The sequence below is a fragment of the Sabulicella glaciei genome (assembly GCF_026183895.1).
Taxonomy (GTDB): Bacteria; Pseudomonadota; Alphaproteobacteria; order Acetobacterales; family Acetobacteraceae; genus Roseococcus; species Roseococcus glaciei.
Window position 1 is genome coordinate 68924 of the sequence record NZ_JAPFQI010000002.1, and the last position, 12803, is coordinate 81726.

Sequence of the window (12803 nt, forward strand, 5' to 3'; positions counted from 1 at the left end):
ATCCCTTACCACGGCCTCCCCCCGTTGAACCCCCCTGCCAGCCCCGCCACATCCTTCCCATGCCTGTCGCCCATCTCCCCGACCGCGCCGTCCTCGAACTCTCCGGCGAGGACCGGATTGCCTTCCTCCAGGGCCTCGTCAGCAACGACGTGGCGACGGGGGCGCCGGTCTGGGCGGCGCTGCTGACGCCCCAGGGCAAGTGGCAGGCGGATTTCTTCGTGGTGCCAGTGGAAGGCTCGCTGCTGCTGGACGTGGAGGCCGGGCAGGCCGAGGCAGTGCAGGCGCGGCTGCTGCGTTTCCGCCTCCGCTCCAAGGTGGGAGTGCGGGCGCGGCCTGAGCTTGCCGTCACCGCGGGCTGGGACGTCCCGGCCCCGCCCGGCGCCTTCGCCGATCCGCGCCTCCCCGAGGCGGGGTGGCGGCTGCTTTCGGACGCGCCGCCCGAGGCGGACGGGGCGGATTACGAGGCGCACCGGCTGCGCCTCGGCCTGCCTGGCGGCTCGCATGACCTGGAGGAGGGGCAGTCCATCCTGCTGGAAGCCGGGTTCGACGAGCTTCGCGGCGTGTCCTGGACCAAGGGCTGCTACATGGGCCAGGAGCTGACGGCGCGCACCCGCTATCGCGGCCTGGTGAAGCGCCGCCTCGTTCCCGTCCGCGTCGAGGGTGCGTTGCCGCCGCGCGGCACGCCCGTGCTGCGCGAGGGCGTGGAGGTGGGCGAGATGCGCTCCGGCCAGGGCGGCCGTGGCATGGCGGTGCTGCGCCTCGCAGCGCTGCGCGGGGAGGGGGCGCTGCGCTGCGGCGACGCCGTGCTGCATCCCGAGGTCCCGCAATGGATGCGCCTGCCGGAGGCCGCCGATGCGTGAGGGTCCGGGGGTCTGGCCTCCGCCGCCCCTGGTGGTGGGTGGGCTGCTGCTCCTGGCTTACCTGGCCGGATGGGCGCTGCCGCTGCCCGTCCATCGCCCCCTGGCGGGTGCGGGCATCACCCTTGCGATCCTGTCCCTCGCCTGGGGGCTCTGGGCGCTGGCGGTCATGCGCCGCGCCGGGACCGATCCGCGCCCCTTCACCCCGGACACGCAATTCGTGGGCACCGGGCCGTTCCGCTTTGGCCGCAACCCGATCTACCTGGGTTTCCTCGGCATCGCGGCCGGGTTGGCGCTGTGGTGGGGCCAGGCCTGGGGCTGGCTGGCCGTGCTGCTCGCCTTCCTGTGGCTGGACCGCGCCGCGGTGCGGAAGGAGGAGGCCTATCTGCGCGGGCGCTTCCCTGCCTCCTACCCGCCTTATGCCGCCAAGGTCCGGCGCTGGGTCTGAAGTCCCCGCGCGTCGGGTCTTGGTGCGCCCGCTTCGGGAGACGCGTCTGGCGCGTCAAGCTGCGTTTCGATCGAAAGTAGCGGGCCGGACGTGCCGGCCCGCCACGGAAGGCATCGGCCCTTTTCAGGCCGCGAAGCGGCGGGCGGCGCCCAGGCCGGCGAGGCCACCAACCAGCAGCAGCAGGCCGCCGGGAGCCGGAACCGGGGTCGGATTGCCGCCGGGGTTGCAGCCCGGCAGGTTCGGGTTGTTCTGGCAGGTATCCACGATCTCCTGCAGCTTGGCCGTGGCGAAGGTGCTGACGAATTGCTGCACCTCCTGCGGGTTGCTGGAACCAAGCTGGCTCAGATTGAACACCTGCCCGCCATTGCTGGTGGTCAGGTTGCCGAAGGAGGCGATGGTGCTGGTGCCCGACAGCACGGAGTTCAGCAGCGCCTGACGGTTCTTCAGCAGGCTGTCGGCCACGGCGGCCGTCACCGAGGCGGCATTGACGCAGAGCGGCTGGGAGACGGTGCAGAAGTCGCCGTTGCTCGGCTCATCCGTGACCAGGATGATGTTGGTCAGCGAGTTCGTGCGGAAGTTCAGGGTGGAGGCCTGGTTGTCCAGGCCGTTCAGCGCGAAGGCGATGGCCGAGTAGCCGGGCTCGGTGCCGCCGTTGACGCGCAGGCCCTGCGCGGCCGTGGCGAAGTTGGTCGGATTGGTGAAGTTCGTGATCAGCCGGGGCACGACGTTGGCATCGCCGTAGCCGACCAGCGCGTAGGTCGCATCCACGCCGCCCGCCGACAGGATGCTGGCGAAGGCGCCGATGTTGTTGCGCAGATTGGCCTGGACGTTGCCCATGCTGCCGGACTCATCCACCACGAAGACGATGTCCGTGCGGATCGGCGCGGCGTTGGACACGCTGGCAAGCAGACACGCGATCGCCGCAATGGGCGCCGCAAGGATCTTTCGCATTGGTCCCTCCTCTTGAAGTATCTGCAACACGATGGCTGCAGCCTCGCCGAGCAAGAAGCGGGCCAATGTTTGGATTCAGGCACTTGCGGCTAAGGTTGCCTCACTGTGTAAAGATTTGTTCGATGACGGAACGTTCATCTTTGCCGATGGAGCAGGTGCTTGGCCTCGCCACCCGAACCGCTGTCACGGCTCGACCCTAAAGTCCCAGCCGCGCCCAGGCCGCCCGTTCCTTCGCCGCAGCCAGCGCGCCCTCCGCGAGGGCCTGCCCCGACGGCAGCAGAGAAAAGGGAAAGCGCCGCCGCTTCCCGCCAACCCGCACCAGCTTCACTTTCGGCCCGAAGCGCCGCTCCGCTTCCGACCGCAAATCGCCCAGCCTGTCGCACAGCCCGAGGTCGAGGCCGCGCCGCCCGGCCCAGAACCGCCCGGTGAACAGTTCCGTTTCCGCCGCCTTCAGCCGCCCGCCGCGTCGCTCCCGCACCCAGGATTTGAATTCCTCGTGCAGGTCTTGCAGCAATTCCTCCAGCCGGGCGCGGTCGGTTTCGCGCTCGGGCAGGAAGGGATCGGCGGTGGCCTTTTCCGACCCGGCGGTGCGGAGCCGCCGTTCCACCCCGAGCCGCGCCATCGCTTCCTGGAAGCCGAAGCCGGCGGAGATGACACCGATGGAGCCGATGATGCTGGCCGCGTCGGCGACAATCTCGTCCGCCGCGCAGGCGATCCAGTAGCCGCCCGAGGCCGCCGCATCCTCGCACACCGCGACGACGGGCAGCTTCTTCTCCGCCGCCAATTGCCGGATCCGCCGCGCGATCAGCGCGGATTGCACGGGCGACCCTCCGGGCGAGTTGACCGCCAGGAACACCGCCGAGGCACCCTTCAGGCTGAAGGCCCGCTCCAGCACCGGGGCCAGCCCAGCGAGGTTCAGCCCGCCCAGGAAGCCGGCGCGGGCGGAGATCGGCCCCTCCAGCCGCACGACGGCGACGGTGGGAGGGCGGGGGGACAGGAAGGGGATGCGCATGGCCCAGAGATGCCGATCCCCCGGCGGATCGCAACCACGGGCAGGGAACGCGGCGTTCAGGGCAGGTCCCGCCGGGCTTGATGCCCCGTCCCACCCATGCCCGGATTGTGCCCATGACCGACATCGCAAGCCTGCTCCGCCAGACCCGCCGCATCGCCGTGGTCGGCGCGTCCAACAAGCCGGATCGCCCATCCTTCGGGGTGATGCGCTTCCTTCTCAACCGTGGCTACGAGGTGACGCCGGTCAATCCCGGGCTTGCCGGGCAGGAGATCCACGGCTGCCGCGTGGTCGGGTCGCTGGAGGAAGCGGGGCCGCTCGACATGGTGGACGTGTTCCGTCGTTCCTCCGATGCGGGCGCGGTGGCCGACGAGGCGGTCCGGCTGGGCGCCAAATCGGTCTGGATGCAGCTGGGCGTCGTGGACGAGGATGCCGCCGCCCGCGCCCGCGCCGCCGGGCTGGAGGTCGTGATGGACCGCTGTCCGGCGATCGAATGGGGGCGCCTGGGCCTGCCTTCGCGCATCGCGTGACGCGCGCGTAACCGTCCGACCAGATCCTTGAAATCCGGGCAGGGTCGGGCCATTTCCGCCGCCGTCCGGGGCCCAGCGAAATCGCCCCCCTCAGGAGGGAAGGACACATGACCGAGGAAGAACGCCGGATCATCACGGAATACGTGCAGCGCGTCGCGGGGGCGGCGCCCACCGCGCCATCCGGCGGACCGTGGAATTCTGGCCGCGTGCCCAGCACCGGCCAGGGTGCGGCGCCCAACCTGCCCCCGGTGGACCCGGAGGCGGACCGGCTGATCGGCGAGCTGTTCAGCCGCCACCCGGAGGCGCGCTACCGCCTGACCCAGACCGCCTTCGTGCAGGAGCACGCGCTGGTCCAGGCGCAGAATCGCATCCAGGAGTTGGAGTGGGAGCTTGAGGGCGCCCAGCGCCAGACCCAGGCCGCCAGCAATCGCGGCTTCTTCGGCCTCGGCGGCTCGCGCCCCGCGCCGATGCCACCCCGCCCGCAGCCCGTCCAGGCGCCGGGCAACGTGAACCCGGCGATGATGGGCCGGCAGGGTCCCGGCTTCCTCGGCACCGCGATGATGACGGCGGCGGGCGTCGCCGGCGGCATGGTGCTGGGCAACATGCTGATGGGCGCCTTCGGTGGCGGCGGCGCCGCCGCAGCCGCGACCACGGGGGGCGGCTTCGGGACGGAGGCGGTGCCCACCTCCTCCCCCTGGACCGACCCCGGCTCGGCCTCTGGCGACAACGACGCCACGGCGGGCGGCTATGACGCGACGCCGGCCGGCTACGACGATGCCTCGGGCGGGTATGACGATGCCGCCGGCGGCTACGACGACGGCGATTTCGGCGACGAGATCTGACGCCGTGCGCGGCGGGGGCGCGATCCCCCGCCGCTTGCGCCGCCCCCTTTGCGGCGCGATGAAGCGCCCATGCGCCTTCCGGACCTCGACCTCGACCTGCTGCGCGGCTTCGTGACGGTCGCCGAGCGCGGCGGCTTCACCGCGGCGGGGCAGGCGCTCGGCCTCACCCAGTCGGCCGTGTCGCTCAAGGTGAAGCGGCTGGAGGAGATCCTGGGCCGCCCGGTGCTGGTGCGCGGCCCCAAGCGTGTGTCCCTCACGCGCGAGGGCGAAACGCTGTTGGCCTATAGCCGCCGCATGCTGGCGCTGAACGAGGAGGCGGTGCGCCGCTTCGTGGCCCCACCCGTGGAGGGGAAGCTGCGCCTCGGCGTCGCCGACCACTTCGTGCCGCGCCACCTCACCCCCACCCTGGCGCGCTATGCCCGCACCTGGCCCGAGCTTCGCATCGAGGTGGAGGTCGGCCGCTCCCACGAGCTGCGCGCGCAGCTGGCGCGGGAGGAGCTGGACCTCGTTCTCGGCAAGCGCCGCGACGGGGAAACGGAAGGTCGGCTCCTCTTCACCGATGCGGTGATCTGGGTGGCGGCGCCGGATTTCGTCCCGCCGGAGGGGCGTCCCTTGCCGCTGGCGATGCTGCCGCAGGGCTGCATGTTCCGCGACCGCGCCCTGACCGCCCTGGCCCGTGCCGGCATCGCCTTCGAGGTGGTCTACACCTCCCCTTCGCTGATGGGCGTGGCGGCGGCGGCGCAGGCGGGGTTCGCGCTGACGGTGCTGGGCCGCACCGGCATCCTGGACGGGCTGGTGGAGCGGCCGGGCCTGCCGGCGCTGGGCACGGCGGAGATGTGCCTGTTCGGCGACGCCGGCAACCGCTCGCCCCTGGTGGAGCCTTTGATCGAGGAACTCCGCGCCGGCTGAAACGGGAGGGCTCCTGGCGGCATTCAGCCCCGCATGGCGCTTGCGGACATCGTCGGTGGCTTGGCCACCCTCTGCTCTATCTCCTCCTTCGTGCCACAGGCCTGGAAGGTGATCCGCACCCGCGACACGGATGCCATCTCGACCCGCATGTACGTGCTGACCGTCACGGGGTTCAGCCTGTGGCTCACCTACGGGATCATGCTGGGCGCGCTGCCGCTGATCGCGGCCAACGGGGTCTGCCTGCTGCTCTCGGCCTTCATCCTGGCCATGAAGCTGCTGCCCCGCCGCAAGCGCGAGGAGGTGGCGCAGAGCTTAGGCGGGTGAGAGGTGGGGTTACGCCACACGGCACTTTGCCTTCGCCAGCACTGTGAGCCATTCTTTTGGAACAGATTCACGCGTGCATAGGTCCAGCACATAAAGCGACCCGCCCAGTCTGCTTCGTGTGCAGCATGGCTGTATAAGGAGCCTAGAGTGACCCCTCTGGGGTGGGTAGCTGTGGCGTCGGAGTTTGACAGTTTACGGGGCCATCTGGGATCGACCATCACTGTGGCAAGTGGGTGAAGATCGGCGCCATTGCAGGCCAAGCTGTGGCGTCGGATCCGCTGCCAGCTATAGCTGCTCTTCAGCATGTCGAGTACGTGCTCGACTTGACTTCGCATCGGTACGATCGCGGCGTTTATAAAGGCTGCCGCAGTGCCAGCCGGGGCGTGATCTCGTCCGACGTGTCGTCGCTGAGCATAAACTCGCGGGAATGGCGGATGGATAGGGGGCCGCCAGCGCTTTCTCAAGGTCAGGATCGGAGAGCTGGTATGCTGCACAAGCAGCAGCGTGCGGAACAGCGCAGCGGCGGACAGTCCGGGCGGCCATTGGGGCGACCCTGGTGGGTCAGGAGGTCCTCCTGCATACACAGTCAATCGGGCCGGCTATGTCCAACCTGCGATTCGTGCTGCCGCCAGTTGGCAGTAAGGCTGCCTTGTCAGATCCGCAATGAGCCATCCTTGAGCGCCCCTTGTGCCGAAGGTGGTCTCGAATCAGTGCCGAGCACAATCAGTAAAGCGTCTCGCATCAGCCTCTAACAGGCGAGGCGAGTCAGGTGTGGCTTTTGATGTGCAATCGCTATAATTCGCCAGTTTTACATTTCACCTCGGGTCCAAGGGCTGTCCCTGAGGCAACATTAGGAGTATGCACCGAATGGAGGATTTCCAGTCGCAGCCTAGAGTTGCTCTTCTGCTGGACGCCCATAAGACTGATCCTTTAGTTTTTTACCAATTCAGAACTTTGACGGAAGCGCTTTCGCCGGAGATTGCGGTATTTTTAATTTATCATGCTCCGAAAGCAGAGTTTATGGTCAGGAGTAACATAATCGTCTTAAATGACGAAGAAATTTTTCTTAGACAGAGTTCCTTGAAGCGCGGAACTTCGCAAATCATACCTGGAAATCCAGACCTCAAAATGATCCGCTCGGCGGAACTCCTGTCAGAATTTGATTATTACTTGAGGATGGAGTTTGACGTGCTTTGCGTTTCCCCCGTACGGGATACAATCTTTCGAACGATTAATCGATTTATCACTTACGACTTCGTCGGGGCACGACTAGTAGACAAGCAGCGGTATCCAGGTTTCTTTTGGTGGAATACTCTCAGTGTGCCGGAGTCAATTGGTACGGCACTCCGCCCGGCCGATATCTGGAAGGCTTTTTTGCCCCTCTGCTTCTGCAGCCGCTCGTTTATTGAGAGCTATCGGGATGCCCTCGCGCTTGGGTGGCGTGGCCATTATGAAGTTACGATGCCTACTATTGCCGCCCTCGCAGGTTTCAAAATTTGTGATTTCGAGAGTAAATGGCCAGGGATGACAAACGATCGAAATTTCCGTGCTGATAAGATTAGCGATCCGCAGAAACTAGATTCGGAGTTTGTCCACCCCGTAAAAGACATAAACCTTGCCATGGAGATGTTTGGTTTTCGAGAAATGGCAGTTGCCTGTGAGAGGTCGAGAGAATGAACGGCTGCGAATCTATCGCAGCGGGAGTCCAAGTCGGCCAGCACATGGTAGCAGAAGCTTCACCGGAGCCAGGCACTTACCGTGCGGTATCGCCTTGCGGGGCTGTGCGGTCATGAAGGGCCGCAGAAAGCAGTGCCTGAGCGGCATCCCGCTTTTAAGGCATCTACGAGATGCCACGAAATTGCAGCGTAAAATATATGTGTTCTCGCAGAATGGGAGAGGATAATTGAAAATATGGATGAGCGATGGGGAGATCTGTCTATTCAAAAGTTTTCTCAATTGCGCAGAGAGCTATGTCGAATTTGGCTCGGGGGGGAGCACCCATCTGGCCGCCTCAATTGTGAAAAGCTCTGTAGTTTCGGTTGACTCTTCTCGTGAGTGGTTAGATAAGGTCCTTCATTCGTGCATGGAAGACAAGACGCCAATCCTGCCGACCTTACATCATGTAGATATCGGGCCAACGGGAGATTGGGGGACGCCAATAAGGCCATATGAGAAAGAGAAATGGTCTAATTATTACTTGGAGGTTTGGGCAATTCCTTATTCGAGGAATGCGAATCTTTACTTAATCGATGGAAGGTTTCGTGTCGCGTGTTTTATGCAGTCACTCCTCAACTCCAAGCAAGATTCATTCATTGCGATTCACGATTTCCGAGGCAGGTCTCAGTATCAGATAGTGCATGAGGTAGCACAGGAAGTCGCTCGTTTTGGCGAACTCTCAGTATTTTGCAAGGGTAGTAAATTTTCAGAAGATCGGGTTCAGCAAATATTCAGTGATTATGAATATGATCCTAATTAAACAAATGCGCGTCTTGAAGCCCTGTCTATTTGTTTAAACCTTCACCCTGGCACAAAAATTGCGGCAGCTGAGCAGCCAGTGGATGAAGGATCCAGCCACCATGAGGATCGGTGAAGCCGCCCGGCGCAGCGGGGTGAACGCCAAGATGATCCGGCACTACGGGCTGATCGGCTTGTTGCGGCCAGGGCGGCACGCCAACAACTACCGCCTCTACACCGAGCAGACGGTCGCGCGGCTGCGCTTCATCCGGCACGCGCGCGAACTCGCACTGCCGCTCCCGGAAGTGCAGGCGCTGCTCAGCCTCTGACGGTGGCGCGACGCCCGAGGAGATGCGGCAGCGCGCGGCGGCGGAAGTGGAGCGGCTCGCGGGCAACGGCGAGGCGCTGAAGGCCCTGGTGGCGGCGTTGCGCGACCTCATCGAGACAACGGACGAGGATCGACCCCAAGCGCCTCGCTTTGAAGGCGTGGAGCCTCATCTTCTCATCTAGCGGGCGGGTCCGAACGTCACGCGCGATGTTTCAGGGGCGCGACGCGGCGTCGGGTGCGGGCCCAGGGGCGAGATTTGTTTCTCTGCCCCGCGCAGGGAACACGCGGCGATCCGACGGAGCAGGCCCCTGCCGATCGCGCAGAAGGAGTGCCCGTCATGAAAGAGAAGCGCTCCGGCCTTTCGGGGGGAAGGCCGGAGCGCGGTGCCTGAAGCCTCGGGGGGGGAAGGCTTTATACGGTCTTGCGACGCACCAGGCCAAGACCGAGCAGGCCGACGCACAGCAATGCGAGACCGGCGGGGGCGGGCACCGGCGCCGGGGGCTGGCCCACGGACAGGGCGTAAAAGGTTTCCGGGCCGCCATCGGCACCGCTCACGCGGGCGAACAGGCCGAGACGGTTGGTGCCGTCCGCGAAGAAGGGCGTGGCGTCGGCGACGCTGTTCGTGTCGAGCGCGAAGGCGAAGCCCGCATTGCCGATGCCCGGGAAGCCATCGGCGAAGAAGGCCGGCTTATACCAAGTCCTGTTGATCAGAACCCATGGGCCCAGTCGCGAAGGCCGATAGACATGATGCGCCAAGGCTGGGCGACGAGCTTGTTCCAGGCGTGGCAGCAGTGATCGACGATGTCGTCGTGGGCGGCGAAGATGCGGTTGGACAGCCAGTTGTCGCGCATGAACTGCCAGACGTTCTCCATGACGTTCAGCTCGGGACATTTCGGCGGCAGCGGCAGCAGGCTGATGTTGGCCGGCACCCGGACCCGATCCGACAGATGCCAGCCCGCCTGATCGAGCAGCAGCACGGCGTGCTTGCCGGGTGCGATCATATGGCTGATCTCGGCCAGGTGCACGCTCATGGCCACGCTGTTGCAGAAGGGCAGCACGAGCGCTGCTCCCTTGCCCTCACCGGGACAGACTGCGCCGAAGATGTAGGTGGATGCTGTCCTCTGGTCCTGCGGCGCGGCGGGACGGCTGCCTCGCGGCGCCCAGCGCCGGGTGATCCTGTTCTTCTGGCCCACGCGAGCCTCGTCGGCGAACCAGATCTCTACGGCCGCGGGCTCGATGCCCTGGTCACGCGCGACCTCCTCCAGGCTGGCGGAGAAGGTCTTTTAAAAAGATCGATGGCGCCCTCCGCCTGGGCATGATGTCTCGGTCGCGCCGAGAGCTTGCGGTAGCCCATGGCGCGAAGTTCCCGGCTCAGCGTCTGCTTGGAGACCGACACGCCGAACTCCTGGCGCAGCCATTGGCCGAGATCGAGCAGCCGCCACCGCTCCACACCATGGATGGCTGGGATCGGGCCTGCCTCGATCGTCGCGGCCAGCGCCGCACGGTGAGCGTCGGTCAGCCGTGGCGGCGAGCCCGGTGGCTTGCGGTCGATTAGCCCCTCCGGGCCCAGGGCGTTGAACCGGACCACCCAGTCGCGGACGATCTGAAGCGTCACCCCACCGATCCGCGCCGCCATGCTGCGCGACGCACCCTCGTAGACCGCCGCCAGGGCCAGCAGACGCCGGGCCTGCGCTCCGTCCTTGGAGCGGCGAGCCCCGGCGCGCAGGGACGCCGGGTCATGGTCGCGGCGGAGGGGAGGCGGCTGGCCCATGGCGAAGCTCCGATGTTCGCCCCGTTGAATCAGATCCGCACCGCGTCGGGGAAGACCCTCCGTGAGTCGCACCCGTCAGGACTTGGCATCAGCCATCACCTACTGGGTGTGACTGGTCTACACCCTAGTCGCTGCCCGTCCCGAAGCACTATTCAAGGCGCCTTGCCGTTGAGCGGCTCCAGCGGAGTAGTCAGGAAGCGATAAGCGGCGAGAGCCTGCCCCTCGAATTCCGCCAAGACCTCAGGAAGCCCCATGAGAATTTTGCCGTCGTCGTCGAGCTGCCTGACCTTCTCCCCCGACCGGAATCCGGCCGTGATGAGAGAGTTGGCCTCTTTGAAAGGAGGCCAGGATGTCGAAGAGGCGTCACACGGCGGAGCAGATCATTGGGCTGTTGCGGCAGGCCGAGGTGATGTTGGCGCAAGGTCGGACGGTGGGGATATCTGCCGCGGACTCGGTGTGTCGGAGGCGAGCTTCTATCGCTGGCGGTCCGAATACGGTGGCCTGAAGGTCGACCAGGTACGTCGACTGAAGGATCTGGAGCGCGAGAATGCGTGGCTGAAGCGGACCGCCGCAAGTGCGAGGAGGTAGCGCAAAGTCCAGGCGGGTAGCAGTGCGGCCTCACCGCCTCTCCTTCCCGGCCCACGGAACCAGATGGCCGCGTCGGGCGACGTCCAGCATCGCCCGCCGCCTAAGTCAGAGCCGGTGCTTCATGTTGTTGTAGTCAAGAACGAAGCGCATCTTGTCGTACCGCAGCCGGTGGATCCGATTGAACTCCGAGAAATCCACGTTCCGGATCAGGTCATGGATATCCACGCGGTCGGTAGATTTCAGCTCAATGGATGGGATCGCGTGGGTGTCGGCCAACTCGCCGCTGCGGCTGTCATAGCGGACGAGCACTCCTGGGACCCCATTTGACAAAGCGGGCAGCACCCCGTGCACGCGGTAGCCCAAGGCGAAATCCTGCGTCCTGATGAACTGGTCATATTCCTCGACTTTCAGGAAGAAGAATAAATGCTCCTGGTAGAGCCGTTCCATTTGTTCTTCCGTTTCGGGAGAGAACCAGCCCTCGTGCCTAAAGACTTGGCGGGCATTGTTCATGCCCTGCTCATCTTGGAAAAAAAAGGCCTTTTCCTCGGGTTCTCCGTGGATCGTCACCGTGGTGTCGAAATGGGCGGCGACATTGAGAAGGAAGTCCCGCTGGATGGCCCGATAGCGAGCCACGTCGGCCGCGTAGGTGCCATCAGCCTCACGCCGGATCGAGAAGGCAACGCGCCGCAGATCGCCAGTCGGCGCCTTGAGATTTAGGTCGCGGCGCCGACTGCGAAACATCGAGGGGCAGCCAACCACTTCGACGTTCTTGATCCCGCTCGCTGAAAGGACATCCGCGGTGTACGTGCCCCGCACGCCGATGACGTTGCTGCGCTCGGAAACCATCTTCCAAAAGCGGAGATTCTTTCCGGTGAGCTTGTAGGTGCCCTTTCCACTGGACTGCGCTCCAACCCCGATCGCGTAGATGGGCAGCGGGACGCGCTCAAGGACCGAGATGGCCTCGAGCCAGTCCATGTCATTGTGGATGAAGTTCGAGGCCCTGATAATGAAATAATCATAGCCGTTGTTGTAGGCTTCGATTTCCTTCTCGACGATCTTGTCGATGACGACTCCGCGAACCTCGGCGAAGTCAAGCATCTTCAGCGTAGAATCGTACACGACCATGTCGCCGATGTTGAAGTAGTTCGAGATGACCTGCTCGCGAGGCTGCTCGTACCACCGCACGCAATCTTTTTGGTAGACCTGTCCGGCTGGCGAAAGGACAAGAATTCTCGGAAGGCTCGTGGTCTTGACGTCAGGCGGGTTCGTCACGGTTGCGTCGGCGGCGGACATGCGGTCTCCACTCTGAATTTGAGCATCTATACTGGAGGCTTAACAGAGCGTGGTTGCTGTGGCCCGAACTTGGCACTACAGCGCGGGAACCTAGTAAAGCCAACAACAACAATGCGTTAAGTCTGATTCAATGCTAGAATGGCGGTTTATCTGCTGCGTGGCAAGGCGACCTACTGTCGGTGCCAGCTGTGTCATGGAATCGCATATTGGGTTCTCGGGCCCTGTACGTTGCGCCACGAGTTTGCGGCAGTCCTTGAATCACATTCGTTCGATCCTTGGGACCCGTGCATGCCGACGTATCGCTGCCACGTTCACCTGAACCGCGAGTGGTCGCAACAGAGCGCGGCGATCCCCGGGAAGCCTTGCCCGGCGGCCCGACGTTCCGTTAGCCGGCGGTTCACCTTGTGCATCAAACCGTGCGCTTGGGTCATCCGACGAGCAGGGCTCGCAAACAATGGTCGCTTCAAGAAAATTCGCAAAAATAAAATACACAATGATG

15 protein-coding genes and 1 pseudogene are annotated in these 12803 nt (G+C 64.6%); 11 read left to right on the forward strand and 5 right to left on the reverse strand.

Translation table 11 applies throughout. The annotated features are described in order from the left end of the window. Positions 1-59: 59 nt before the first annotated feature. Together ygfZ and OF850_RS05560 are read left to right on the forward strand one after the other, a co-directional pair. Positions 60-860: a CAF17-like 4Fe-4S cluster assembly/insertion protein YgfZ gene (gene ygfZ, locus OF850_RS05555; RefSeq protein WP_301588931.1), complete on the forward strand. Its 801-nt coding sequence runs from the start codon at positions 60-62 to the stop codon at positions 858-860. Then, the gene (locus OF850_RS05560; RefSeq protein WP_301588932.1) at positions 853-1305 is read left to right on the forward strand and encodes a methyltransferase family protein; all 453 of its coding nucleotides are present in this window, start codon (positions 853-855) and stop codon (positions 1303-1305) included. Before ygfZ ends, OF850_RS05560 begins: the two co-directional genes overlap by 8 nt. A gap of 123 nt (positions 1306-1428) precedes the next feature. Here the strand turns inward: OF850_RS05560 and OF850_RS05565 are convergent, their stop codons facing one another. Further along, positions 1429-2256, reverse strand: coding sequence for a vWA domain-containing protein (locus tag OF850_RS05565; RefSeq protein ID WP_301588933.1), 828 nt, complete (start codon positions 2254-2256; stop codon positions 1429-1431). 196 nt (positions 2257-2452) lie between these two features. Further along, entirely contained in the window at positions 2453-3268 is an 816-nt protein-coding gene (locus tag OF850_RS05570) for a S49 family peptidase (protein WP_301588934.1), read from the reverse strand. Between the two features lie 113 nt (positions 3269-3381). Here OF850_RS05570 and OF850_RS05575 point away from each other — a divergent pair, with 113 nt between their 5' ends. From OF850_RS05575 to OF850_RS05610, 8 genes are all read left to right on the forward strand, one after another. Continuing rightward, complete coding sequence (locus tag OF850_RS05575) at positions 3382-3795, forward strand: CoA-binding protein (protein ID WP_301588935.1); 414 nt, start codon at positions 3382-3384, stop codon at positions 3793-3795. A 107-nt stretch (positions 3796-3902) separates the two neighbouring features. Further along, positions 3903-4637 carry a DUF2076 domain-containing protein gene (locus OF850_RS05580; protein ID WP_301588936.1) on the forward strand — a complete coding sequence of 245 codons (735 nt, stop codon included), beginning with the start codon at positions 3903-3905 and terminating at the stop codon, positions 4635-4637. A 69-nt stretch (positions 4638-4706) separates the two neighbouring features. After that, the gene (locus tag OF850_RS05585; RefSeq protein ID WP_301588937.1) at positions 4707-5546 is read left to right on the forward strand and encodes a LysR family transcriptional regulator; all 840 of its coding nucleotides are present in this window, start codon (positions 4707-4709) and stop codon (positions 5544-5546) included. A 33-nt stretch (positions 5547-5579) separates the two neighbouring features. Further along, positions 5580-5870, forward strand: coding sequence for a SemiSWEET family sugar transporter (locus OF850_RS05590; RefSeq protein ID WP_301588938.1), 291 nt, complete (start codon positions 5580-5582; stop codon positions 5868-5870). Between the two features lie 867 nt (positions 5871-6737). Beyond that, positions 6738-7547, forward strand: coding sequence for a hypothetical protein (locus tag OF850_RS05595; RefSeq protein WP_301588939.1), 810 nt, complete (start codon positions 6738-6740; stop codon positions 7545-7547). Positions 7548-7785: 238 nt separating this feature from the next. Further along, on the forward strand, positions 7786-8346 hold the full coding sequence (locus tag OF850_RS05600; RefSeq protein WP_301588940.1) for a hypothetical protein: 561 nt from the start codon (positions 7786-7788) through the stop codon (positions 8344-8346). Positions 8347-8446: 100 nt separating this feature from the next. Continuing rightward, positions 8447-8653, forward strand: coding sequence for a MerR family transcriptional regulator (locus OF850_RS05605; protein ID WP_301588941.1), 207 nt, complete (start codon positions 8447-8449; stop codon positions 8651-8653). Between the two features lie 22 nt (positions 8654-8675). After that, complete coding sequence (locus OF850_RS05610) at positions 8676-8834, forward strand: hypothetical protein (RefSeq protein ID WP_301588942.1); 159 nt, start codon at positions 8676-8678, stop codon at positions 8832-8834. 229 nt (positions 8835-9063) lie between these two features. Here the strand turns inward: OF850_RS05610 and OF850_RS05615 are convergent, their stop codons facing one another. Beyond that, positions 9064-9408 carry a PEP-CTERM sorting domain-containing protein gene (locus OF850_RS05615; protein WP_301588943.1) on the reverse strand — a complete coding sequence of 115 codons (345 nt, stop codon included), beginning with the start codon at positions 9406-9408 and terminating at the stop codon, positions 9064-9066. Continuing rightward, positions 9360-10423 (reverse strand): IS630 family transposase gene (locus OF850_RS05620; RefSeq protein ID WP_408906461.1). Its coding sequence is split into 2 segments (ribosomal slippage): positions 9360-9905 and positions 9908-10423, totalling 1062 coding nucleotides; the frame shifts between segments, so codons are not numbered across the junction. Before OF850_RS05620 ends, OF850_RS05615 begins: the two co-directional genes overlap by 49 nt. A gap of 349 nt (positions 10424-10772) precedes the next feature. Here OF850_RS05620 and OF850_RS23635 point away from each other — a divergent pair. After that, a pseudogene (locus OF850_RS23635) lies at positions 10773-10987 on the forward strand (transposase); the annotation flags it as partial. A 129-nt stretch (positions 10988-11116) separates the two neighbouring features. Here OF850_RS23635 and OF850_RS05625 read toward each other — a convergent pair. Further along, entirely contained in the window at positions 11117-12304 is a 1188-nt protein-coding gene (locus OF850_RS05625; RefSeq protein WP_301588944.1) for a polysaccharide pyruvyl transferase family protein, read from the reverse strand. Positions 12305-12803 lie beyond the last annotated feature (499 nt).

Excerpts from the sequence above, each read along its gene's own strand:
- ygfZ (WP_301588931.1), top strand. The coding sequence starts at position 60 with ATGCCTGTCGCCCATCTCCCCGACCGCGCCGTCCTCGAACTCTCCGGC.
- OF850_RS05560 (WP_301588932.1), top strand. The coding sequence starts at position 853 with ATGCGTGAGGGTCCGGGGGTCTGGCCTCCGCCGCCCCTGGTGGTGGGT.
- OF850_RS05565 (WP_301588933.1), bottom strand. The coding sequence starts at position 2,256 with ATGCGAAAGATCCTTGCGGCGCCCATTGCGGCGATCGCGTGTCTGCTT.
- OF850_RS05570 (WP_301588934.1), bottom strand. The coding sequence starts at position 3,268 with ATGCGCATCCCCTTCCTGTCCCCCCGCCCTCCCACCGTCGCCGTCGTG.
- OF850_RS05575 (WP_301588935.1), top strand. The coding sequence starts at position 3,382 with ATGACCGACATCGCAAGCCTGCTCCGCCAGACCCGCCGCATCGCCGTG.
- OF850_RS05580 (WP_301588936.1), top strand. The coding sequence starts at position 3,903 with ATGACCGAGGAAGAACGCCGGATCATCACGGAATACGTGCAGCGCGTC.
- OF850_RS05585 (WP_301588937.1), top strand. The coding sequence starts at position 4,707 with ATGCGCCTTCCGGACCTCGACCTCGACCTGCTGCGCGGCTTCGTGACG.
- OF850_RS05590 (WP_301588938.1), top strand. The coding sequence starts at position 5,580 with ATGGCGCTTGCGGACATCGTCGGTGGCTTGGCCACCCTCTGCTCTATC.
- OF850_RS05595 (WP_301588939.1), top strand. The coding sequence starts at position 6,738 with ATGGAGGATTTCCAGTCGCAGCCTAGAGTTGCTCTTCTGCTGGACGCC.
- OF850_RS05600 (WP_301588940.1), top strand. The coding sequence starts at position 7,786 with ATGAGCGATGGGGAGATCTGTCTATTCAAAAGTTTTCTCAATTGCGCA.
- OF850_RS05605 (WP_301588941.1), top strand. The coding sequence starts at position 8,447 with ATGAGGATCGGTGAAGCCGCCCGGCGCAGCGGGGTGAACGCCAAGATG.
- OF850_RS05610 (WP_301588942.1), top strand. The coding sequence starts at position 8,676 with ATGCGGCAGCGCGCGGCGGCGGAAGTGGAGCGGCTCGCGGGCAACGGC.
- OF850_RS05625 (WP_301588944.1), bottom strand. The coding sequence starts at position 12,304 with ATGTCCGCCGCCGACGCAACCGTGACGAACCCGCCTGACGTCAAGACC.